Annotated in this window: 19 protein-coding genes; 16 read left to right on the top strand and 3 right to left on the bottom strand. The window is 34.3% G+C overall.

The features are described 5' to 3' along the window. Positions 1-15 precede the first annotated feature (15 nt). From Q0787_RS00565 to rlmN, 11 genes are all read left to right on the top strand, one after another. A complete protein-coding gene (locus Q0787_RS00565) occupies positions 16-678 on the top strand; it encodes a carboxypeptidase-like regulatory domain-containing protein (RefSeq protein WP_298900239.1) in 663 nt (220 codons plus the stop codon). A 70-nt stretch (positions 679-748) separates the two neighbouring features. Next, positions 749-1,699, top strand: a complete 951-nt coding sequence (gene rsgA, locus Q0787_RS00560) for a ribosome small subunit-dependent GTPase A (protein ID WP_298900238.1) — start codon at positions 749-751, stop codon at positions 1,697-1,699. A 65-nt stretch (positions 1,700-1,764) separates the two neighbouring features. Next, positions 1,765-2,028 carry a hypothetical protein gene (locus tag Q0787_RS00555; protein WP_298900237.1) on the top strand — a complete coding sequence of 88 codons (264 nt, stop codon included), beginning with the start codon at positions 1,765-1,767 and terminating at the stop codon, positions 2,026-2,028. Continuing rightward, positions 2,028-2,480 (top strand): D-aminoacyl-tRNA deacylase, encoded by a 453-nt coding sequence (gene dtd / locus Q0787_RS00550; protein ID WP_298900236.1) that lies wholly within the window; start codon positions 2,028-2,030, stop codon positions 2,478-2,480. Before Q0787_RS00555 ends, dtd begins: the two co-directional genes overlap by 1 nt. Next, positions 2,480-3,007, top strand: coding sequence for a metal-dependent hydrolase (locus Q0787_RS00545; RefSeq protein WP_298900235.1), 528 nt, complete (start codon positions 2,480-2,482; stop codon positions 3,005-3,007). The genes dtd and Q0787_RS00545 overlap by 1 nt, the downstream gene beginning before the upstream one ends. A gap of 88 nt (positions 3,008-3,095) precedes the next feature. Further along, on the top strand, positions 3,096-4,997 hold the full coding sequence (locus Q0787_RS00540) for a DUF3857 domain-containing protein (protein WP_298900233.1): 1,902 nt from the start codon (positions 3,096-3,098) through the stop codon (positions 4,995-4,997). Positions 4,998-5,012: 15 nt separating this feature from the next. Further along, positions 5,013-7,031: a hypothetical protein gene (locus tag Q0787_RS00535; RefSeq protein ID WP_298900232.1), complete on the top strand. Its 2,019-nt coding sequence runs from the start codon at positions 5,013-5,015 to the stop codon at positions 7,029-7,031. A 2-nt stretch (positions 7,032-7,033) separates the two neighbouring features. Further along, on the top strand, positions 7,034-7,360 hold the full coding sequence (locus tag Q0787_RS00530) for a nucleotide pyrophosphohydrolase (RefSeq protein ID WP_298900231.1): 327 nt from the start codon (positions 7,034-7,036) through the stop codon (positions 7,358-7,360). Between the two features lie 29 nt (positions 7,361-7,389). Continuing rightward, positions 7,390-8,616, top strand: a complete 1,227-nt coding sequence (locus Q0787_RS00525; RefSeq protein WP_298900230.1) for a 3-phosphoshikimate 1-carboxyvinyltransferase — start codon at positions 7,390-7,392, stop codon at positions 8,614-8,616. Positions 8,617-8,751: 135 nt separating this feature from the next. Continuing rightward, on the top strand, positions 8,752-9,801 hold the full coding sequence (gene queA, locus Q0787_RS00520) for a tRNA preQ1(34) S-adenosylmethionine ribosyltransferase-isomerase QueA (RefSeq protein ID WP_298900229.1): 1,050 nt from the start codon (positions 8,752-8,754) through the stop codon (positions 9,799-9,801). 266 nt (positions 9,802-10,067) lie between these two features. Beyond that, positions 10,068-11,108 (top strand): 23S rRNA (adenine(2503)-C(2))-methyltransferase RlmN, encoded by a 1,041-nt coding sequence (gene rlmN, locus Q0787_RS00515; protein WP_298900228.1) that lies wholly within the window; start codon positions 10,068-10,070, stop codon positions 11,106-11,108. Positions 11,109-11,152: 44 nt separating this feature from the next. On the opposite strand, the gene Q0787_RS00510 is transcribed toward rlmN, so the two are convergent. Next, positions 11,153-12,409 (bottom strand): T9SS type A sorting domain-containing protein, encoded by a 1,257-nt coding sequence (locus Q0787_RS00510; RefSeq protein ID WP_298900227.1) that lies wholly within the window; start codon positions 12,407-12,409, stop codon positions 11,153-11,155. Between the two features lie 157 nt (positions 12,410-12,566). On the opposite strand from Q0787_RS00510, the gene Q0787_RS00505 reads away from it, so the two are divergent. The 4 genes from Q0787_RS00505 to Q0787_RS00490 all read left to right on the top strand — a co-directional run bounded on the left by Q0787_RS00505 (position 12,567) and on the right by Q0787_RS00490 (position 16,141). Beyond that, positions 12,567-13,544 (top strand): polyprenyl synthetase family protein, encoded by a 978-nt coding sequence (locus tag Q0787_RS00505; RefSeq protein ID WP_298900226.1) that lies wholly within the window; start codon positions 12,567-12,569, stop codon positions 13,542-13,544. Between the two features lie 104 nt (positions 13,545-13,648). Then, positions 13,649-14,215 carry an RNA polymerase sigma factor gene (locus Q0787_RS00500; RefSeq protein ID WP_298900225.1) on the top strand — a complete coding sequence of 189 codons (567 nt, stop codon included), beginning with the start codon at positions 13,649-13,651 and terminating at the stop codon, positions 14,213-14,215. Beyond that, complete coding sequence (locus Q0787_RS00495) at positions 14,202-15,044, top strand: hypothetical protein (protein ID WP_298900224.1); 843 nt, start codon at positions 14,202-14,204, stop codon at positions 15,042-15,044. Before Q0787_RS00500 ends, Q0787_RS00495 begins: the two co-directional genes overlap by 14 nt. A 26-nt stretch (positions 15,045-15,070) precedes the next feature. Further along, the gene (locus Q0787_RS00490) at positions 15,071-16,141 is read left to right on the top strand and encodes a hypothetical protein (protein ID WP_298900223.1); all 1,071 of its coding nucleotides are present in this window, start codon (positions 15,071-15,073) and stop codon (positions 16,139-16,141) included. A gap of 74 nt (positions 16,142-16,215) precedes the next feature. On the opposite strand, the gene Q0787_RS00485 is transcribed toward Q0787_RS00490, so the two are convergent. Continuing rightward, positions 16,216-17,868 (bottom strand): HYR domain-containing protein, encoded by a 1,653-nt coding sequence (locus tag Q0787_RS00485; RefSeq protein WP_298900222.1) that lies wholly within the window; start codon positions 17,866-17,868, stop codon positions 16,216-16,218. A gap of 124 nt (positions 17,869-17,992) precedes the next feature. Between Q0787_RS00485 and dnaG the strand changes: the two genes are divergently transcribed. Next, positions 17,993-19,960 carry a DNA primase gene (dnaG, locus tag Q0787_RS00480; protein WP_298900221.1) on the top strand — a complete coding sequence of 656 codons (1,968 nt, stop codon included), beginning with the start codon at positions 17,993-17,995 and terminating at the stop codon, positions 19,958-19,960. Here dnaG and Q0787_RS00475 read toward each other — a convergent pair. After that, positions 19,957-20,586: a response regulator transcription factor gene (locus tag Q0787_RS00475; protein ID WP_298900220.1), complete on the bottom strand. Its 630-nt coding sequence runs from the start codon at positions 20,584-20,586 to the stop codon at positions 19,957-19,959. The two genes, dnaG and Q0787_RS00475, sit on opposite strands and share 4 nt — an antisense overlap. Between the last annotated feature and the right edge of the window lie 78 nt (positions 20,587-20,664).

The raw sequence follows: 20,664 nt of genomic DNA, 5'->3' as shown, positions 1-20,664 counted from the left end.
CAATACCATATAACTATGAAACAGATATTACTATCATTGACAGTGCTTTCAGTATTTCTTTCTTTCGGACAATCAACAATTAAAGGTACAATTTCAGATGCCAACGGAAATGTGCCTTTTTCGAATGTTATTATTAAACATTCTAATAAAGGCGTTTTAACCGATGACAAAGGTCATTTTACTATTGAAGCCAAATCTACAGATACCTTACAAATATCAAATTTGGGATATCGCACAAAAGAGATTGTGGTAGGCAAACAAAAAGACCTTCAAATTGTCTTAAATGATTATGAGTCATTAGAGACCGTTGTAGTTGTTGCGTATGAAGCTGTCTACTGTAGAAAAACAATAAGATGTGGTACGACCAGAGTTTTATGTGATTGTTATGTTGAGAGTGATGAAAGCCAAAGACAAGATAACAGTAAGAAAGGAAACGCAGTTAAGATGTTTCCAAACCCTTCAAGAGATGGCATATTTAACCTAAAGACTACAGATGATGTCTCTGATGTTAATGTTGTAGTGGCGGATTTATCAGGTCGAATTATTTTAGAAGAAACATATAAAAACTTTAACTCAACGGTTAGTGTTGATTTGTCTAATCAGCCTTCAGGACTTTACATCATCAACTTACAATCCAGCGGAAAAACGATAGCTTCAAAAAAAGCAATTCGAATTTAGATGTTTAAAGGCTGGTAACCGACAGTCTTTTTTATTGGTTTAAAAGCTAATTATTAGCATCTTTGTTGTAATGACAGGAATTGTTTATAAATCAACTGGAAGCTGGTACACCATTAAAACCGATTTGGGCGCTACATATCAATGTAGAATCAAAGGAAAATTTCGCCTTAAAGGCATAAAAAGTACCAATCCTATTGCTGTTGGCGATAGTGTTGATTTTGAGTTAGAAACCAATAATGACGAAACTACAGGTGTGATTCATAATATCCATGATCGTAGTAATTATATTGTCCGGAAATCGGTAAACCTTTCAAAACAAACCCACATAATTGCATCCAATATCGATCAAGTATTTTTATTGATCACTATTGACAATCCGCCAACTTTCACCAGCTTTATAGACCGGTTTTTAGTGACAGCGGAAGCCTATTCTGTTAAAACTATTTTACTGTTTAATAAGGTCGATACTTATAATGAAGAGACCTTAGATGAGGTGCGTTATTTAGCTCATGTCTACCGAAAAATCGGGTATGAATGCATAGGGATTTCAGCAGAGACAGGAAAAAATGTAGATAAAGTAAAATCACTTATGATAGGTAAGGTGAGTATGTTCGCTGGCCATTCGGGAGTTGGAAAATCTACTTTAGTAAATGCCATAGAGCCTGGTTTAGAACTTAAAACAAAAGCCATTTCAGCACAACACAGTCAAGGACAACATACAACGACCTTCGCCGAAATGTTCGATTTAAGTTTTGATGCTAAAATTATTGATACACCTGGTATAAAAGGATTTGGTGTCGTAGATATGGATAAAGAGGAGGTAGGGGACTATTTTCCAGAATTCTTTGAATTAAAACAAGACTGTAAGTTTAATAATTGTCTTCATTTAGAAGAACCTAAATGCGCAGTGAAAGATGCACTAGATAAAGATGAAGTTGCCTTTTCTAGATATAGAAGTTACCTTCAAATTATTGAAGGAGAAGACGAACATTATAGAACCGATAACTGGGATAACGAATGAGAAAACTAGCTTGTTTACTTTTAGGTTTTTGCTTGTATTCTTGTGCTTTCGAAGAACCATTTTTTATGACAATCTATATCGATGCTGATACCGATGAAAGAATAGTGATTGACGATAAATACGCAGAACTCTCAGAAATACCTCACGCCTATTACGATAAAACCAAAGACTTAGATTCGCTTCAATTAGCAAAGTTTTACGTTAAACTGAAAATAGAAAAAGGTGCAACTATGGGAATGGTTTCCGATGTTAAGCATGAGCTTCAAAAGTTAAATGTTCTAAACCTGAAATACTATCAAGAGGAATATACAAACAACTTTAACAGATAATGAAAGCAGTTATCCAACGCGTATCAAAAGCTTCGGTAACGATTGAAGGGGAAAAAGTAGCCAATATTCAATCGGGTTTACTCATTCTTCTAGGAATTGTTAATGAGGATACTCATGACGATATTAAGTGGCTATGCAATAAAATAACCAATCTTAGAATCTTTTCAGATGACAATGGTGTCATGAATAATTCTCTAATGCAAGTGAAGGGCGATGCTATTGTTGTTAGTCAATTCACACTGCATGCAAGTACAAAAAAAGGAAATAGACCAAGTTATATCTATGCGGCAAAACCAGATGTTGCTATACCAATTTATGAAGCCTTTATAAAACAATTGGAAAACGATTTAGGTAAAGCTGTGCAAACAGGTCGTTTTGGAGCAGATATGAAGGTTGAACTTCTCAATGATGGTCCTGTTACCATTGTTATCGATACTAAAAATAGAGTTTAATGGCATCAATTTTTGGTCATGGACTCGTCGCCTATACAACAGCAAAAATTTTAGACTCAAAGTCCAATAAACTTTTAATGATACTTGCTATTGGTTCGGCGATACTTCCAGATTTGGATATTTTGGCATTTAAGTTTGGTGTCGATTATTTACATCCTTTAGGACATAGAGGTTTTACACATTCCATACTGTTTGCTCTAATTTGGAGTGTTTTATTATCTGTTTTCTTTGGTAAAACGAGAAAGTTAATTTTCGCTATAGTCCTATTTTTATCCACGATTTCTCATGCCTTATTAGATGCTATGACCACTGGAGGAGAAGGGGTTGGTTTTTTTATTCCTTTTGAAAATTCGAGATACTTCTTTCCTTTTAGAATAATTAAGGTGTCTCCAATTGGTATCGAGAAGTTTTTTTCAGAATGGGGACTTCAGGTTATTATGAGTGAAATAAAATATATCGGGATTCCTTGTATCATAATTTTATTGACATTTTATATGTTTAGAAAGAGAAAAAATTCTATATTGTAGTGGCGTAATGCTTTTCGGTTTTTTACACAAAACGTTAAAATAAAACTGCTATATTTGATATAGCTATTAAACAAAAACTCTAAACTAAATGCCCTTCAAATTTTTGACCACACTATGCTTGATGCTTTTATCATCTGTAGTAATAGCTCAAGATGACGATTTGCTCAAATCGTCTACAATTCCTTTACATTTATATACAAAGTCTAACGCTGTAATTAGATATGATAATGTTGCCATTGAGGTTAAGGCTTACAATAAGTTTTTATATAAAAGAAAACGTATAGTGACTGTTTTTAATGAAGAGGGAATACGTTATCAAGGCACAGTCGAGTCTTATGACGAACATATAAAAATTAAGTCATTGGAGGCAAGGGTTTTTGATAAAAATGGCAAGGAAATCAAGAAATTTAAGGAAAGAGATTTTGAAGATGTAAGTGCTGTTAGCGGCGGAACTTTATATTCGGATAATCGTGTTAAGTATTTAGATTATACACCTATTAGTTATCCGTATACTGTGTTATACGAGGTTGAAGTGGAGTATAATAGCACCGCATTTTTTCCAAGTTGGAGACCCATTGAAGGGTTTTATGCGAGTACACAAAACTCTGAGTATAACGTCACTAATAATTCGGGTGTTGAATTAAAAACAAAAGCTGTTAATTTTGAAGACTTTGATATTGAAACACTTGGTGACTTGCATTATAAAGCTAAAAACTTGATGGCAATAAAGCCTGAAGCCTATAGTCCTGCATTTGCAACATTTGCACCTGTTTTGAGAGTTGCACTAACCGAATTTGAAATGGAAGGTGTTAGAGGAATTAATAACAACTGGGAAGATTTCGGAAAATGGATGTACGATAAGTTACTAACAGGTACAGAGTCACTTCCAGAAGAGATTAAAATCGAAATTAAAGACCTCACTAAAGATGCAACAACAGCTGTAGAAAAGGCAAAAATTGTATATAATTATATGCAAGAAAAAACGAGATATATTAGTGTGCAAGTAGGTATTGGAGGCTGGAAACCTATGCTCGCCGAAGATGTAGAACGTTTAGGTTATGCAGATTGTAAAGGCTTGTCTAATTATACAAAGGCCTTACTAAAAGAAGTAGGTGTAGAAGCCCACTATGCTGTCATTTATGGAGGTAAAAACTTAACAAGTGTTGATAAGGATTTCTCTGCAACCGAGGGAAATCATGTAGTGCTATGTGTACCTAATGAAGATCAAGATATTTGGTTAGAGTGTACCAGTCAAACTAATCCGTTTGGTTTTATTGCTAGTTTTACAGATGATCGTGATGCTTTGTTGATTACACCTGAAGGCGGAAAAATTGTTCATACAACAACCTATGGCGAAGAGGATAATCTGCAACGCACCAAAGCTAATGTGACGCTTTCGGCAACTGGAGAAATTAATGGAGATGTTACAATTAAAACCTATGGTTACCAGTATGCCTTACACGAGGGTGTTCAAAACCAACCGTTGAGGGATCAAGAGTTGTATTTTAAAGAATATTGGAGTCATATCAATAATCTTTCAGTAAAAAACATTGAGTTTATTAACGACAAAGAGAATATCGTATTTACTGAAAAAGTTGACGTATCATCATCTAATTTTGCAACTAAAAGTGGGAAACGTCTATTGTTTCAACCCAATGCATTTAATAGAGTAGAAGGTATACCTACACGTTATGAAAACCGAACACTAGATTTTCAAATTGAAAGAGGTTATAAAGACGTTGATGAGTTCGTTATTAAAATAGACGCTGGTTTAAAGGTAGAGGCTATGCCTAAACCTTTTGAAATCTCTAATAAATTTGGTGTTTATAAGTTTTCCATTGAAAAACGCTCAGATCACGAATTGGTATACAAAAGAACCCAAATATTAAACAAGGGTTATTACCCAAAAGAAGACTATAATGATTTTCGTGCATTTATGTCTGCTATTGTTAAACACGATAAAACTAAAGTCGTACTTACCTCCAATTAAATTAAATATCTAACCATGAAACAACTATTAACCGCGATGCTCCTTGTAGCATTTACTTTAACTGGCAATGCCCAAAATCACAAATTTGGAAAAGTCTCGAAAGAAGAGTTAGAACAAAAACAACATGCAATAGATTCAACTGCTAGTGCTGCTGTATTGTATAAAAACGAAAATATTTATTTTGAATTTGCGGATGAAAAGGGATTTATGCAGCGACGAGAAGTACATGAACGCATAAAAATATACGATAAAGAAGGTTTTGATTATGCTACTGAGAAAATCTTCCTATATCGTGGAAACGGAGGGAGTATTGAACGATTAAGTGGACTCAAAGGCTATACTTACAACTTGATTGATGGGAAAATTCAAAAAGACAAGCTAAAAAAAGATGGAATTTTTGAAGAAGACGCAAATGAGTTTATTGAAATTAATACGATTACGATGCCTAATGTAAAAGAAGGTTGCATTATAGAGTTTGTCTATAATGTTACATCTCCTTTTTTAGGCATTGATGATATTGTTTTTCAATATAGTATTCCAATTGATAAACTAGATTTAAGAATAGCGAGTCCAGAATACTATGTGTATAATAAAAAAGTGAATCCTAGAGCTTTTTATTATCCAGACATTAAAAGTTCTACAGAAAACAAATCAGCCACTTATAAAAAAACTGTTCAAAACAATCAAGCTTCAAGAAGTGTTAAGAATTATTCTAGCGGCTCGTTTGAGTATAAGGTAAATGTTCTAACGGCCAATGAAACTGATATACCATCCTTAAAAGGAGAAGCATACGCAGGTAATATGGATAACTATAGAGCCAAAATGAGTTTAGAGCTATCAGCCATTTTAAATAGTTATGGTGCTGTCGAGAAATCCTTTTCTTCTAATTGGGAAAATGTATCTAAATCTATATATGATGGGTCCGATTTTGGAAACCAACTCAATAAATCTAACTTTTTTAAGGATGATATTGCAACGCTCATGGCATCGGCAACTGATGATTTTCAAAAAGGATTTATTCTACAATCCTATATAAAATCCAAAGTAAAATGGAATGGGTTATACGGTTTTAGAACTCATAAAGGCACTAGGAAAGCGTATAAAGAAGGCGAAGGTAATGTAGCAGATATTAACCTTTTACTTATTGCTATGCTGCGATCTCAAGGGGTTAATGCATCACCTGTTTTAGTAAGCACTAAAGATCATGGTGTTCCATTGTTTCCTACAAGAAAGGGCTTTAACTATGTGATATGTATGATAGAAAGTCAAGATAGTTACGCTCTATTTGATGCTACAGAAATGTATAGTATGCCTAATGTATTACCGCAACGTGTTCTAAACTGGCAAGGTCGTGTCATAAAGGATGATGGCACATCAAGATGGGTGTCATTAAGGCCAACAGGGAAAGCTAAAGGGTCTACAGCGTTAAATGTGAAAATCAACGATGACTTCTCAGTAAATGGAAAAGTAAGACGAAATATTACAGACCACTTAGCAATGTCTTATCGAAAAAGAAACACAGGAATTAGTGATGACGAGCATAGAAAGCGTTTAGAAAAAAACAACGGAGATATTGAAGTCACTGAAGTAGAATACCAAAATGGTACAAATATTACAGAGCCCGTTAAGTTATCTTACAACTATGCACTTAATGATGGTATAGATGAAATTGGAGATAATTTATATTTTGCACCAATGCTCTTTATGGCAACAAAAGAGTGTCCGTTTAAGTTAGAAGAACGTCAGTATCCTATTGATTTTATCTTCCCTTTTGAAGATAAGTATATGATAAATATTATGATTCCTGAAGGCTATCAGGTAGAATCATTACCAGAGAGTGGTATCTTTGAATTTAAAGACGGTGAATCTAAATTCACATATAGAGTTAAAGAGAATGGTAATTTTCTTCAATTTAATATTGCTTTAGAAATCAATACCTCTTTTATTAACTCAGCAGACTATAAAGTGTTTAAAGAGTTTTTTGAAATGATAGTAGAGAAGCAATCAGAACAAGTGGTTCTTAAAAAAGTTTAGATATGGACATAAAAAATGCGCAACTCAATGTTGATAATTGGATTAAAACTCATGGCGTAAGATACTTTAATGAGCTTACCAATATGGCACAACTTACCGAAGAAGTTGGAGAAGTGGCACGAATAATTGCCAGACGTTATGGTGAACAAAGCGAAAAAGAAAGTGATAAAGATAAAGACCTCGGAGAGGAGCTGGCAGACGTAGTTTTTGTAGTTTTGTGTTTAGCAAACCAAACAGGAATAGATTTGCAAAGTGCTTTCGATAAAAAAATGGACAAAAAAACAAAACGAGATCACGATAGGCATCATAATAATGACAAACTAAAATAAACCATTCCTGCCTAGGCAGGAATTTTTTTATGACTATAAAACTTCATAAATCATCAATTCGTAATACCTCGCATATTACAATAACAGGCTCAAAAAGTGAATCTAATAGATTACTACTTTTAAAAGCATTATACCCAGAATTGGAGATAGACAATATTTCAAATTCAGACGATTCAAAGGTCATGCAGAAGGCTTTAGATTCTGTAGATGATGTTATTGATATCCACCATGCCGGAACCGCTATGCGGTTTTTAACGGCCTATTTCGCACAACAAATGGGTAGAGAAGTTATTCTTACAGGCTCCCAAAGAATGAAGGAACGACCTATCGAAATATTGGTAGATGCCTTAAACCAGCTAGGAGCCGATATTTCTTATCTCGAAACTCATGGATGTCCTCCGCTTAAAATTAAGGGCAAATATTTAGTGAAAAATAAGGTCACTTTAAAGTCTAATGTGAGTAGTCAATACATTTCGGCATTATTGCTTATTGCGTCTGGTTTAGAAAACGGACTAGAATTAACTTTAGACGGAGAGATAACATCAATTCCTTATATCAATATGACTCTAAATTTATTGAATCAATTAGGAATTAAAACCACATTTGAAAATCAAATTATTAGTGTGAAACCTAAAACGAATGATTTGAATTCACGCCATGTTACAGTTGAATCCGATTGGTCGTCTGCCTCCTATTTTTATAGCATTGTTGCTTTAAGTCCAGTTGATACTGAAATCCAATTAACAGCCTATAAAAAAGAGTCTTTACAAGGCGATGCCGTCTTAGCAAATATCTATAGAACTTTTGGCGTTCAAACCACATTCGAAAATAAATCTATTAGACTTAAAAAAGTAGAAGAGATTCAAGAAAAGGCTGTAGCATTTCAGCTTAATAAATCTCCAGATATTGCTCAAACAATTGCAGTAACTTGTCTTGGCTTAGGAGTTAATTGCCACCTGTCCGGGTTGCATACACTTAAAATAAAGGAAACTGACAGATTAGTAGCGCTACAAAATGAATTAGAGCAACTCAACGCAAAGGTTGATATTTCAGAAGACACCTTAGAATTATACGCAACAGCACATATCAAAAAAGACGTTACCATAAAAACATATAACGACCATAGAATGGCTATGGCATTTGCGCCTCTCGCCTTAAAAACAAGCCTGTATATCGAGGATTTTATGGTAGTTTCAAAATCGTATCCCACATTTTGGGAGGACTTAAAAACTCTAGGTTTTAAAATTTCTAAATAAATACACCAATTTACTTGACAACCCCTATGTTGAGATTGTATATTTGCAACTTGCAAAAAATAAGCACGACTGAACCTTTACGATTACATTAAGGAAATGTTCTAAGTCTTATTAAAATCAATAAAACTATTACATATGAAATTATCACACTTCAATTTTGACCTTCCAGAAGAATTATTGGCCGAGCGTCCTTCAGATATAAGAGACGAATCCAGATTAATGGTTTTGGATAGAAAAAATCAAACAATCGAACATAAACTATTTAAAGATGTCATCGATTATTTTGACGAAGGTGATGTTATGATCTTAAATAACACCAAAGTTTTTCCTGCACGTTTATACGGAAACAAAGAAAAAACAGGGGCAAGAATTGAAGTATTCTTATTAAGAGAGCTAAATGAAGAACAACGGCTTTGGGATGTATTGGTAGATCCAGCTCGTAAAATTAGAATAGGAAATAAGCTGTATTTTGGTGATGACGAAACTTTAGTAGCAGAGGTTATTGACAATACAACCTCTAGAGGTAGAACACTTCGTTTTTTATATGACGGATCTTATGGAGAGTTTAGAAGAAAACTAACAGAACTAGGACAGACACCACTTCCAAAATATATTAAAAGAGATGTTGAACCAGAAGATGAAGAGCGTTACCAAACAATCTTTGCTAAAAACGAAGGAGCTGTTGCAGCACCAACGGCTGGATTACACTTTTCTAAACACTTATTAAAGCGATTAGAAATTAAAGGTGTAGAGTTGCCAGAAGTAACATTGCACGTAGGATTGGGAACTTTTAACCCTGTTGAGGTAGAAGATTTGTCTAAGCATAAAATGGATAGCGAAGAAATTTTTGTGACAAGCCCGGCTACAGATATTATTAATAAAGGAATTGCAGATAAAAAACGTGTATGTGCTGTCGGTACTACTGCCATGAGAGCTATCGAAAGTTCGGTATCGTCAAGCGGAACACTAAATGAGTTTTCTGGTTGGACAAACAAATTTATTTTTCCACCTTATGATTTTAGTATAGCTAATAGTATGATTACTAATTTCCATACACCTAAGTCAACATTATTAATGATGGTGTCGGCATTTGCAGGGCATGACTTTATGAAAGAAGCATACGAAGAAGCTGTTAAAGAAAAGTATCGTTTTTATACCTATGGTGATGCGATGTTGATTATTTAATACAAAACAATATAGTATTAAAAGCCTTGTGTTATCATAAGGCTTTTTTTATTTTGGGCATTCCCCTAAAGGGGCGTGCTTTCCGCTATATCTTTTTATGTTAATTCTAATGTTTCGTTTATAGTTTGTTATCTTAAGTGATTAGAATTAAAAGACAAACCTATTAAGAATGCATAAAAAGGATGCCGCTGCAATCACTAATGCTAGACATACATTGAATATTTAGGCATACCATCAGGTAATTTTACCCTATTTTTGCAACATATATGGACATTAAAAAGAAAGACATTCGAGCGCTTACAAAGGAACAGTTGAGAGACTTTTTTGTAAAAGAAGGCGACAAAGCATTCCGAGGAAACCAAGTCTATGAATGGCTATGGAGTAAGGGTGCTCACACTTTTGAGGATATGACTAATATCTCAAAGGCAACCCGCCAAAAACTTGAAACACATTTTGTAATCAATCATATTAAGGTAGACCAAATGCAAAAAAGCGCAGATGGTACGATTAAAAATGCAGTGCGTTTACATGACGGGCTTATAGTAGAATCTGTTTTAATTCCGGCAAAAAATAGAACAACTGCCTGTGTGTCGAGTCAGGTAGGTTGTAGTCTCGACTGTAAATTTTGCGCCACAGCACGATTAAAACGAATGCGTAACCTAAACCCAGATGAAATTTATGATCAGGTTGTGGCCATCGATAAAGAAAGTAGATTATATCATAATAGACCACTTAGTAATATTGTGTTTATGGGCATGGGAGAGCCACTTATGAATTATAAGAATGTGCTCAAGGCCATAGAAAAAATCACATCGCCTGAAGGTTTGGGGATGTCGCCAAAACGCATTGTGGTATCAACATCAGGTGTGCCTAAAATGATAAAGAAAATGGCCGATGACGAGGTGAAATTTAAGCTAGCTGTTTCGTTGCATTCTGCCATCAATGAAACCCGAACATCCATAATGCCTTTTAATGCTACGTTTCCTTTAGAGGACTTAAGAGAGGCTTTAGAGTATTGGTATGCTAAAACAAAAAATAGAATTACATACGAATATGTGGTTTGGGATGGAATTAACGATTCTAAAAAAGATGTGGATGCACTTATTAAATTTTGCAAATTCGCTCCTAGTAAAGTCAATTTAATTGAATATAACCCTATTGATGATGGCGAGTTTCAACAAGCTAATTCTAAAGCCATAGATATGTATGTGTCTATGTTAGAGGCTCATAATATTACGGTTACGGTGAGGCGTTCTCGAGGAAAAGATATCGATGCGGCTTGCGGTCAATTGGCAAACAAAACATAAAAAAAGAGCTACAAACTGTAGCTCTTTTTTTATGTTGAAACGTTTTATTGTTTTAAAAGTTTTAAGGTTTTCGATTGGCCTTCTATGGTAACTTTAGCTAGATAAACACCATCTTTTAAAGACGACATTTGAACCGTCTCTTCCGTTAGAGATAATTGTTTGTCAATAACTTGTTGTCCTAGAATATTATATATGGTAATATTATCAAAAGATTGACCCGAAGACTCAAGCGTTAACACATCTGTCGTTTTATTATAAGAATGTGTGAATGCATTCGTTTCAAAATCTTCAACTCCTAAAGTAGCATCTACAGCGATATCAAATAAGATGATAATTCCACTATTTGCTGCTGGAGTGGTTGAGTGAATGGCAAAATAGAAATCGCCATCTGCAGTTGGCGTATAACTTACAGTACTGGTATAAGCATTTTGTATCAAAGACGCTAGATCACCAGCTTGCGTAATACCAGAGTAAGTACCTAATACAGATTGAGAAGCTGCCGCAGAAGATGGAGAGTCTAAAACAACAATATCAAAAGATTCCTCTGCTGCTGGTGCCGGATTATTAAATACATTATACATTACGGTAAATGTATATTCTGCATCGGCTACACCATTAAAAACAGGTAAATATAACCAATCATCTTTTGCTACTCCGGCTGCCTGTGGAAAAATTAAGCCAACACCATCATCCATGGCGTCACCGTCAAAATCATTACCATTGTTGTATCCCCAAGTTGTCGCATCGGCATCAACATTTTCAATAGTATAGCATGCTATTAACGGATTTATGTCTGCAAAATCATAAGAATAAGGACTGTCAGTACTGCAATCTACAGCAGTTTCAGTAAGGATAAAATCAAATCCACCAGCACTCCATCTATCATCCCATGCAAATGTATAGGTAACACCACTGCTTACAAGAAATGTAGCATCAGATAAATAATTTCCACCTACAGCTGCACCATTAATGTCATCATTTCCACCAATACATGTTAATGAGCCACAAGCTCCTTCGTAAATATGTAAACGTGTATCTCCGCCAGCACTACCTGGTAAATCTGATGTAATATTTGCTATACCATCAACAGAAGCAGTGAATGTATACCATTCTCCAGCAGTTCTTGGATCTGGATCTGCTGCGTTTGCGGCGCACTCTGGCGTGGGTATGTCACTACCATCTACACCAGCAACAGTCACTGTTACATCGGCCGACACAGCAACCGCTGTTGCACACGTGTCTTGGGCATTCGTGAAGTTGAATGCGATTAAAGCTAAAAATAATAAAGTAATTTTTTTCATAAAGTTCAGAGTTTTAATTAATTAACAATTAAATATACAAAATAATGCTATAAGCCATTTCTTACATGCTAATTTTAACTAATTATTATCACTAATTAATTTCTATACGGACATTATTAGTAATTTTGTAAAATACATATCTGAATACTTACTTTAATTGAAGATTACCGAACAAATAAAACAACCCATTACCTATGAAATGGAACTTTTTGAACAAAAGTTTCTACTTTCTATGTCAAGTAAAGTGGCGTTGCTAAATAGGATTACACATTATATTGTTAATCGCAAAGGAAAACAAATGAGACCTATGTTTGTTTTTCTCGTTGCTAAAATGGTAGATAATGGCCAGGTAAGCGAACGTACTTATAGAGGAGCTTCGGTGATTGAATTGATACATACCGCTACATTGGTGCATGACGATGTTGTTGATGATAGTAATCGTAGGCGTGGCTTTTTCTCTATTAATGCACTTTGGAAAAATAAGATAGCTGTGCTTATTGGTGATTACTTACTATCTAAAGGATTACTGCTATCAATAGATAATAACGATTTTGACTTACTCAAAATAATTTCTGTGGCAGTAAGAGAAATGAGTGAAGGTGAATTACTTCAAATTGAAAAGGCTAGACAATTAGATATTACTGAAGATGTTTATTATGACATTATAAGGCAAAAAACAGCTACCTTAATTGCCGCTTGTTGTAGTTTAGGTGCAGCATCAGTAAAACCGAATTCAGATCATGTGGAGTCTATGCGGAAATTTGGAGAGCTTATAGGTATGGCATTTCAAATTAAAGATGACCTCTTTGATTATGGAGAAGAAGCTATTGGCAAACCTACAGGAATTGATATTAAAGAGCAAAAAATGACATTACCACTCATTCATGTGCTTAATAATTGTTCTAAAAAGGACAAATCTTGGCTTATTAATTCTGTAAAAAACCATAATAAAGATAAAAAGAGAGTAAAAGAAGTTATTGCTTTTGTAAAAGCTAATAACGGGCTAGAATATGCCATTGATAAAATGAGACAGTTTCAAACTGAAGCACTTTCTATATTAAAATCATATCCGAAATCTGAGTATAGAACAGCTCTAGAGCTAATGGTGAATTATGTTATTGATAGAAAAAAATAATTCTATCTATTTGATAATCAATTGTATATATTTTTTTTAATTCTTGGGCAACCATTTGCATCATTCTTGCGTCTTTATAAATAGAAGACCAAACGAAAGTTATTTTGAAAGTCATTCAATTACATCACAAAAACAACACAACGCTTATTAAAAAAGCGGCTAAAGGAAAGCGAGATGCTCAGCATACACTGTTTGAAATTCATGCACCTAAGATGCTAAGTGTTTGTAGATATTATATAAAGGATATGCAGCATGCAGAATCTGTGATGTTAAAAGGATTTTTGAAAGCGTTCACTAATCTGAAAACCTTTAAGAATGAAGGGAGTTTTGAAGGATGGTTAAGACGTATTATGGTTAGAGAATCTATTTCTTTTTTACGACAAGAAAAAAATGTTGAATTCTCAGTTGAAGACGAAACATTCACAAACGAGCACTACAATAATGTAGAATCTCAGATTGAAGTGGCTCAAATTCAGCAAATCATTGATGAGCTTCCAGAAGGTTATAAAATGGTATTTGTCATGTATGCAATTGAAGGTTATAAACACCACGAAATCGCTGAGATCCTGAATATTTCTCAGGGCACTTCAAAATCACAATTGTTTAAAGCAAGACAGATGCTTCAGAAAAAAATTAAGGACATAAATACAACAAGTTATGGCACCAATTAAATTTGAAGAAAATATAAAAGACAAGTTAGAAAAACGCTCCATTCGGCCGTCAAGTGATGCTTGGAACCAGTTGTCAGAACAACTTGATGCCCAAAATAAAAAGAGCTCTAGAAGTTTGTTCTTATATATAGGAATTGCGGCAAGTTTTGTTGGTGTTTTACTAGTGACTACGTTATTTTTTAAATCTTCTGAAAAGCAAATAGTATCACCAAACGTAGTAGAAACTGAAGTTAATGAACAGATTAAAAGTGAAGATGTGAATCGTCCTTTTGAGCTAGCAACTGAAGAAAACGTAGCTGTTGACAGCGCAACTAAAAACGAGAGTTTAAATACGAATGCCGTTAATACAGAGAAATCTTTAACAACATCAATTGAAAAAGAGCGTATTAAAATGGCTCAAATTTCCGAAGAAAAGAAAGCTCCTATTGTTGAAGAGAAATCTATTATAGAAAATTTAAATACTCAAGATACTAGGGTCGCTTTAAATAAACCGAACAAGGGAATAGAGGATATAGAAAAAGCATCAATAGCTGTAAATACCTTGACGCAGGAAGAGTTAAAAGTACTTAAGGTAGTTAATCAAATCAAAGCATTAGATGCAGATGGTACAGCGGCAACTGATGAAGAAATAGAAGACCTTTTAAAGCGAGCGGAAAAAGATATTTTAAAGCAACGAATATATAACGAAACAACACGAACGGTTGATGCCGATGCACTTCTTCAAGACGTTGAGGATGATCTCGATCAGTCGTTTAGATCCAAAGTATTTGAAGCTCTGAAATCGAGTTACAATACGGTAAAAACTGCAGTTGCCGAACGTAACAATTAAATAATCATCAATTAAAAACAAACATTATGAACACTATTACTAAGTACGTAGTGCTGCTCACCCTATGTCTAATTGCAACGGGTATGAGCGCACAAGAAACACAAAAAGATTCAATTGCATACAGGGAAAATGGTCTTAAGATAGATCGATTAACTGAACTAAAGAAAACAATTCAAGAAGAAGAACGTGAATTTTTAAAGGCTGAGGTTGAAATGATCAACGAACGTTTAGAAAAAGGACTCATTACAAAATCTCAAGCCGAAAAACTAAAGAAAGAAGCTGCCAAAAAACGCGCTTTAAATATTGAAAATCGTATTGCTATTATTGACAATAAAATTGCTCTATTAGAACGTAATGATGCAGAATATAATGATGGAAATAGTGAATCGGTAATGATTGGCGTTAGTTTAGGGAAATTTTCAGGATTTAGTTTTAGTAAAAACAAACCGAAAAAATACGACAAACGAACAACAAGTGATCTTGTGTTTGCCGTAGGTTTTAATAATGCCATTGGAGAAGGTCAAAAAATAGGTGACGAGTATACTTTTATGCAATCTGGATTTGTAGAATTAGGCTGGGCTTGGAAGACAAGAGTGTTTAAAGACAATAATGCTGTACGTTTAAAATATGGTTTTTCATTCCAATGGAATAAATTAACACCTAAAGACGATCGCTATTTTGTACAAGATGGAAATACAACCACCTTACAAACGTTTCCGTCGGAATTAACAGAATCAGAGTTTAGAATTACAAATCTCGTTTTTCCTTTGCATTTTGAATTTGGGCCATCTAAAAAAATTGAACGCAAAAACTACTTTAGATACAGTACCTATAAGCATTTTAAAATAGGTATTGGAGGTTACGCAGGTTTTAATATTGGAACACAACAAAAGTTACGTTTTAAAGAAGATGGTGATCGTGTGAAAGAAAAAATAAGACGTAGTTATAATGCCACCCCTTTTGTTTACGGATTAAGCGCTTATGTAGGTTATGGAAGTATTGGTATTTATGCCAAGTACGATTTAAGTCCGATGTTCAAAGATCAAACATTTGACCAACATAATTTATCTATGGGATTCAGATTTGATTTGGATTAGTCTAATTATATATTCAAATAAAAGCCGATTCAACTTAGTCTTGAATCGGCTTTTTTGTTGGGCAATAAGTGATCTTATTTTTTTATAAATCGCTTCACTGTGGTATCTCCATTTGACGCTTTAATCTCTATTAGATAAAAGCCAGAAACTAATCCTGAAGTATTTAATGTTTTGTCTTCAATAGTTTGATGAACGAAGTTTACTGTAGTCACTAATCGTCCTCTAATGTCATATATGTTGGCATGTTCTAAAACTAAATTAGAACTGTTTTTAATGGTTAGAATATGATCAACAGGATTAGGTGTTAAACTAATGTTGTTTTCTAACTCAAAATCTTCAACACTTAAATTTTCAGATACGACAACATCAAAAGAACAGGTTACAAAATTTCCCGCGATGTCTGTCACAATAAACGTATTTGTTGTTGTTCCTATAGGGAAGTCACTTCCGCTAGCCAAACCTTCGGTTTGTTCAGGAAGATAATCAACCTCTAACAAATACCTATAGCTACCACTTGCTCCAACGACATCGTTCCAGCCTCCAGAAGATTGCATAACCGTATAATCTTCATTACCTGCATTATTTGGTTCGCCACCATTCCAGTTGGTGTAAGTAGCACTATCACCACTTTGCCAAACAAATGTGCCTTCTGTATCTGTATCACTATAACCGATAAGTATATCTCCTGAACCACCAATCATGGCTATTGCATTTAAAAGAAAGCTCCCATCGTTTGCATCTCTAATGGTGCCAACAAAACCATTTTGGGTTAGGGCATCAGTATAAGCATCTTGAGGCGTAAATGCGTTATTCGATAAATAATAGGCTTTCCCAGCTAAAGTACCTAAAGGCGTAAAATCGGTTAATGGGTTAATAGTAGAGCAATTGTCAGAAGCGCTTACTGTATAATCAACAACAGCTGTGGTTTCGCCAGGATTGGTCTCTGTCATAATGTCTGCCGGACACCCTATAGTTGGGTCTTCATTATCTGAAACGGTTACTGTAAAGGTGCAACTTACTGTATTTCCATCACTATCAGTTACAGAATAAATATTTGTTGTAACACCTAATGGGAAATCGCTCCCAGAATCTAATCCATTGGTTAATGTTGGGGTTAAGGAACCATCTTCAGCATCGTTGGCTGTAACAGCAAAGGAGGTGTTTCCAGTGCATTGTCCCGCATCATTGTTTATCGCAATATCACCTGGGCAATTTAGTACAGGAGCAGTGCCGATAATGCCATATAATTGTACATCTGCAATTTGATTAATACTGCTAGATCCGCAAACTCCAGTAAAGTTAATACGATAGTACGAATAGGCCGTAGCATTGCTAAATGAAAATGTTCTCGAAAAAAAACGATCTGAAACACATGGAATAGTTCCTGTTGTAATACTTGTAAAGTCGGTTCCGTTATTTGATCCAAAAATCTCATAATCAGTGGGATCGCGTTCTGGAGCGTCATTTGCTGTTACAATTTCTATTGAACTTGCTGTTTGAGCAACTCCAAGTAAATCGACTTCGAAGCCGATGCCATCAAAAGCATTAAAATCTAAAAATTTTGTAGCAGAATTTTGATCAATAATATTCTGTACACCTTCTCCTCCAGGTGAGTTAACACTACCGAAAGGAGTTGCGGTATGAATTGATGAATCAAAAATTGCTTGTGCAAAAATAAAGTTTAGGTTAAATAATAACAATAAACTAATAAGAGTAATTTTTTTCATATTGGTTGGGTTATAAGGTTATGCCTAAGATAATATTTTTTCAGTTGACTTTGATTTGTCTTACATTTACATTTTCTAAAATAGTTCAAACAATATGTTTTTTTAACTGTAAACAGATTAGTAATTGATATCAAAATCCACCATAGAACAAGTATTTGACACCGCTCGAGTAGAAGAAGTGATTGGTGATTTTGTACAACTTAAAAAAGCAGGAAGTAACTTTAAAGGACTAAGCCCCTTTAGTGATGAACGTTCTCCTAGTTTTATGGTATCTCCAGTAAAGCAAATCTGGAAAGATTTTTCTAGCGGAAAAGGAGGAAATGCTGTGACATTTTTAATGGAACATGAACATTTTACCTATCCAGAAGCAATCAAATACCTCGCTAAAAAATACAATATTGAAATTGAAGAGACCGAACAAACTGATGAGCAAAAGCAAGAAGCCAATGAGCGAGAGAGTTTATATTTGGTTAATGAATTTGCCAAGGATTATTTTGAACGTATTATGTTCAAAACAGATCAAGGTCAGGCTATAGGATTAAGCTATTTTAAAGAGCGTGGCTTTACCAATGAGACTATAAAACAATTTAATTTAGGATATTCCCTAGATGAATGGCAGGCTTTTACAGATGAGGCATTAAAGAAAGGGTATCAACTAGAGTTTTTAGAAAAAACGGGATTAACTATTGTAAAACCCGAAAAGAAATTTGACCGCTTTAAAGGAAGAGTGATGTTTCCAATCCACAGTATGAGCGGCCGAGTTTTAGGATTTGGCGGACGTATTCTGGCAGCTGATAAAAAAGCAGCTAAGTACCTAAATTCACCTGAGAGTGAGGTCTATCATAAAAGTAAAATTCTCTACGGAATTTATCACGCTAAGCAATCTATTGCTAAAGAAGATAATTGTTATTTGGTTGAAGGATATACTGATGTTATTCAGTTCTATCAAACAGGTATTAAGAATGTTGTGGCGTCGTCTGGAACAGCCTTAACTCCTGAGCAGATTAGATTAGTTAATAGATTAACCAATAATATTACAGTGTTATTTGATGGCGATGCGGCCGGAATAAGAGCATCTATAAGAGGTATAGATTTAATTCTAGAGCAAGGAATGAATGTCAAGGTTTGTGGCTTCCCTGAAGGTGAAGATCCAGATAGTTTTGCCAAACAAAATACCTTGGAAGAATTAACAACTTATCTAAATGATAATTCAAAAGATTTTATTCAATTCAAGGCATCTCTGTTAATTAAGGAGGCTAATAATGACCCGATTAAAAAGGCAGAAACTATTAGAGATATTGTTAATAGTATTTCTAAAATTCCGGATCAAATAAAAAAGGAAATTTATATTCAAGAATGTTCGCGCATTATGGATATAAGTGAAGATGTCTTGTTTAGTACACTTGCTCAGATTACTAAAAAAGAGATTAAAGAGGCTGGTAAAAATCTCAAAACAGAGCAAAAAGCATTTGACATTATAAAACCACAGGTTAAAGCGCCTAAAATAAATTTACAATATGAATTAGAGCGAAAGATTATTGAAATTTTATTGCTCTATGGAACCGAAATTGAAGATTTCGAAGATCTTGTCTTGAAAGAATCTGAAGATGGAGAATTACAATTAGAACCTGTAATTCATAACGCCAAGGTTTTTGAAAAAATCTACCTCGACTTACAGGAGGACGAAATGCAATTCACAAATCCTAATTTTAAGTTGTTGTACTATACGATAATAGATACCTTAAATCAAGAACCAGAGTTCTCAACAAGAAATTTTGTGAATGGCTTAGATCAAGAATTGGCTAATGACGTCACCACCATTTTGATGAATGATGAGCGTTATAACTTACATGATTGGGAAAGAAATCATATTATTCCGAAGGAAAAAAAGCACAGTATCGCTCAACTTGTTACTCAAACTATTTTAACCTTAAGGTGTTACTTGATTGATAAAAAAGTAGCAGAATACCAAAACGAAACTTTACAAGAGAATGCTAATGCCAGAACAATTTTAGAGGATGTTAAAGATTACCTCGGCCTAAAAATGCTGCTTTCAAGAAAACTTGGTAAAGTTGTTGGTGGTAAAATCTAAGTTAAATCTAGCTGTTTCCCTTGGTTCACCAAATCAATGAGATTAGTGACATTTAATTTTTTAAATAAACGCGCTTTATAAGTACTTACCGTTTTTTCATTAATGTCTAGCTCTTGAGCTATTTCTTTATTTTTCTTACCTGAAGATAATAGTTTTAAAACTTCGACCTCACGAGTTGATAAGCGCTTATAAATCCTGCTTTTTGATTGTCTTGTGTCATTATAATTAAGATGTTTGGACATCTTATTACTAAGATAAATCTCACCGTTATAGGCTGATTTTATAGCTTTAGTAATCGTATCTGTAGACTCAGATTTTGAAACGTAACCAGAAGCTCCGGCCTTAATAGTGCTAATAGCATAAATTTCTTCAGGATGGTAGCTAAACATAATGATGTTTATCTGGCTATGTTCTTTTTTAATAGCTCTAAGTGCAGTAATTCCATTGAGTTCAGGGAGTTCAATTTCCGAAACGATAACATCAACGTCATGACGTCTTACAAATTCGAATATTTCCACACCACTTCCAACGGTTCCAATAACTTGGATGTCGTCGTGATTTTCAAATAATAATTGAAAGCCAGTAGTTACGATAGGATGGTTGTCAACGACTAATACCTTGATCATAATACATAAATTAAATTGGTTAGTTAGTATAGAGTGCCAGAACTTATTAAAATAAATTCAAGAATGTGGAGATTTGCA

It is taken from the genome of uncultured Psychroserpens sp. (assembly GCF_947492715.1).
GTDB lineage: Bacteria > Bacteroidota > Bacteroidia > Flavobacteriales > Flavobacteriaceae > Psychroserpens.
The sequence above is the reverse complement of the archived record's forward strand: the minus strand, read 5'-3'. Positions and strand labels throughout refer to the sequence as shown.

Coding starts and splice junctions, on each gene's coding strand:
- Q0787_RS00565 (WP_298900239.1), top strand. CDS start 16: ATGAAACAGATATTACTATCATTGACAGTGCTTTCAGTATTTCTTTCT.
- rsgA (WP_298900238.1), top strand. CDS start 749: ATGACAGGAATTGTTTATAAATCAACTGGAAGCTGGTACACCATTAAA.
- Q0787_RS00555 (WP_298900237.1), top strand. CDS start 1,765: ATGACAATCTATATCGATGCTGATACCGATGAAAGAATAGTGATTGAC.
- dtd (WP_298900236.1), top strand. CDS start 2,028: ATGAAAGCAGTTATCCAACGCGTATCAAAAGCTTCGGTAACGATTGAA.
- Q0787_RS00545 (WP_298900235.1), top strand. CDS start 2,480: ATGGCATCAATTTTTGGTCATGGACTCGTCGCCTATACAACAGCAAAA.
- Q0787_RS00540 (WP_298900233.1), top strand. CDS start 3,096: ATGCCCTTCAAATTTTTGACCACACTATGCTTGATGCTTTTATCATCT.
- Q0787_RS00535 (WP_298900232.1), top strand. CDS start 5,013: ATGAAACAACTATTAACCGCGATGCTCCTTGTAGCATTTACTTTAACT.
- Q0787_RS00530 (WP_298900231.1), top strand. CDS start 7,034: ATGGACATAAAAAATGCGCAACTCAATGTTGATAATTGGATTAAAACT.
- Q0787_RS00525 (WP_298900230.1), top strand. CDS start 7,390: ATGACTATAAAACTTCATAAATCATCAATTCGTAATACCTCGCATATT.
- queA (WP_298900229.1), top strand. CDS start 8,752: ATGAAATTATCACACTTCAATTTTGACCTTCCAGAAGAATTATTGGCC.
- rlmN (WP_298900228.1), top strand. CDS start 10,068: ATGGACATTAAAAAGAAAGACATTCGAGCGCTTACAAAGGAACAGTTG.
- Q0787_RS00510 (WP_298900227.1), bottom strand. CDS start 12,409: ATGAAAAAAATTACTTTATTATTTTTAGCTTTAATCGCATTCAACTTC.
- Q0787_RS00495 (WP_298900224.1), top strand. CDS start 14,202: ATGGCACCAATTAAATTTGAAGAAAATATAAAAGACAAGTTAGAAAAA.
- Q0787_RS00490 (WP_298900223.1), top strand. CDS start 15,071: ATGAACACTATTACTAAGTACGTAGTGCTGCTCACCCTATGTCTAATT.
- Q0787_RS00485 (WP_298900222.1), bottom strand. CDS start 17,868: ATGAAAAAAATTACTCTTATTAGTTTATTGTTATTATTTAACCTAAAC.
- Q0787_RS00475 (WP_298900220.1), bottom strand. CDS start 20,586: ATGATCAAGGTATTAGTCGTTGACAACCATCCTATCGTAACTACTGGC.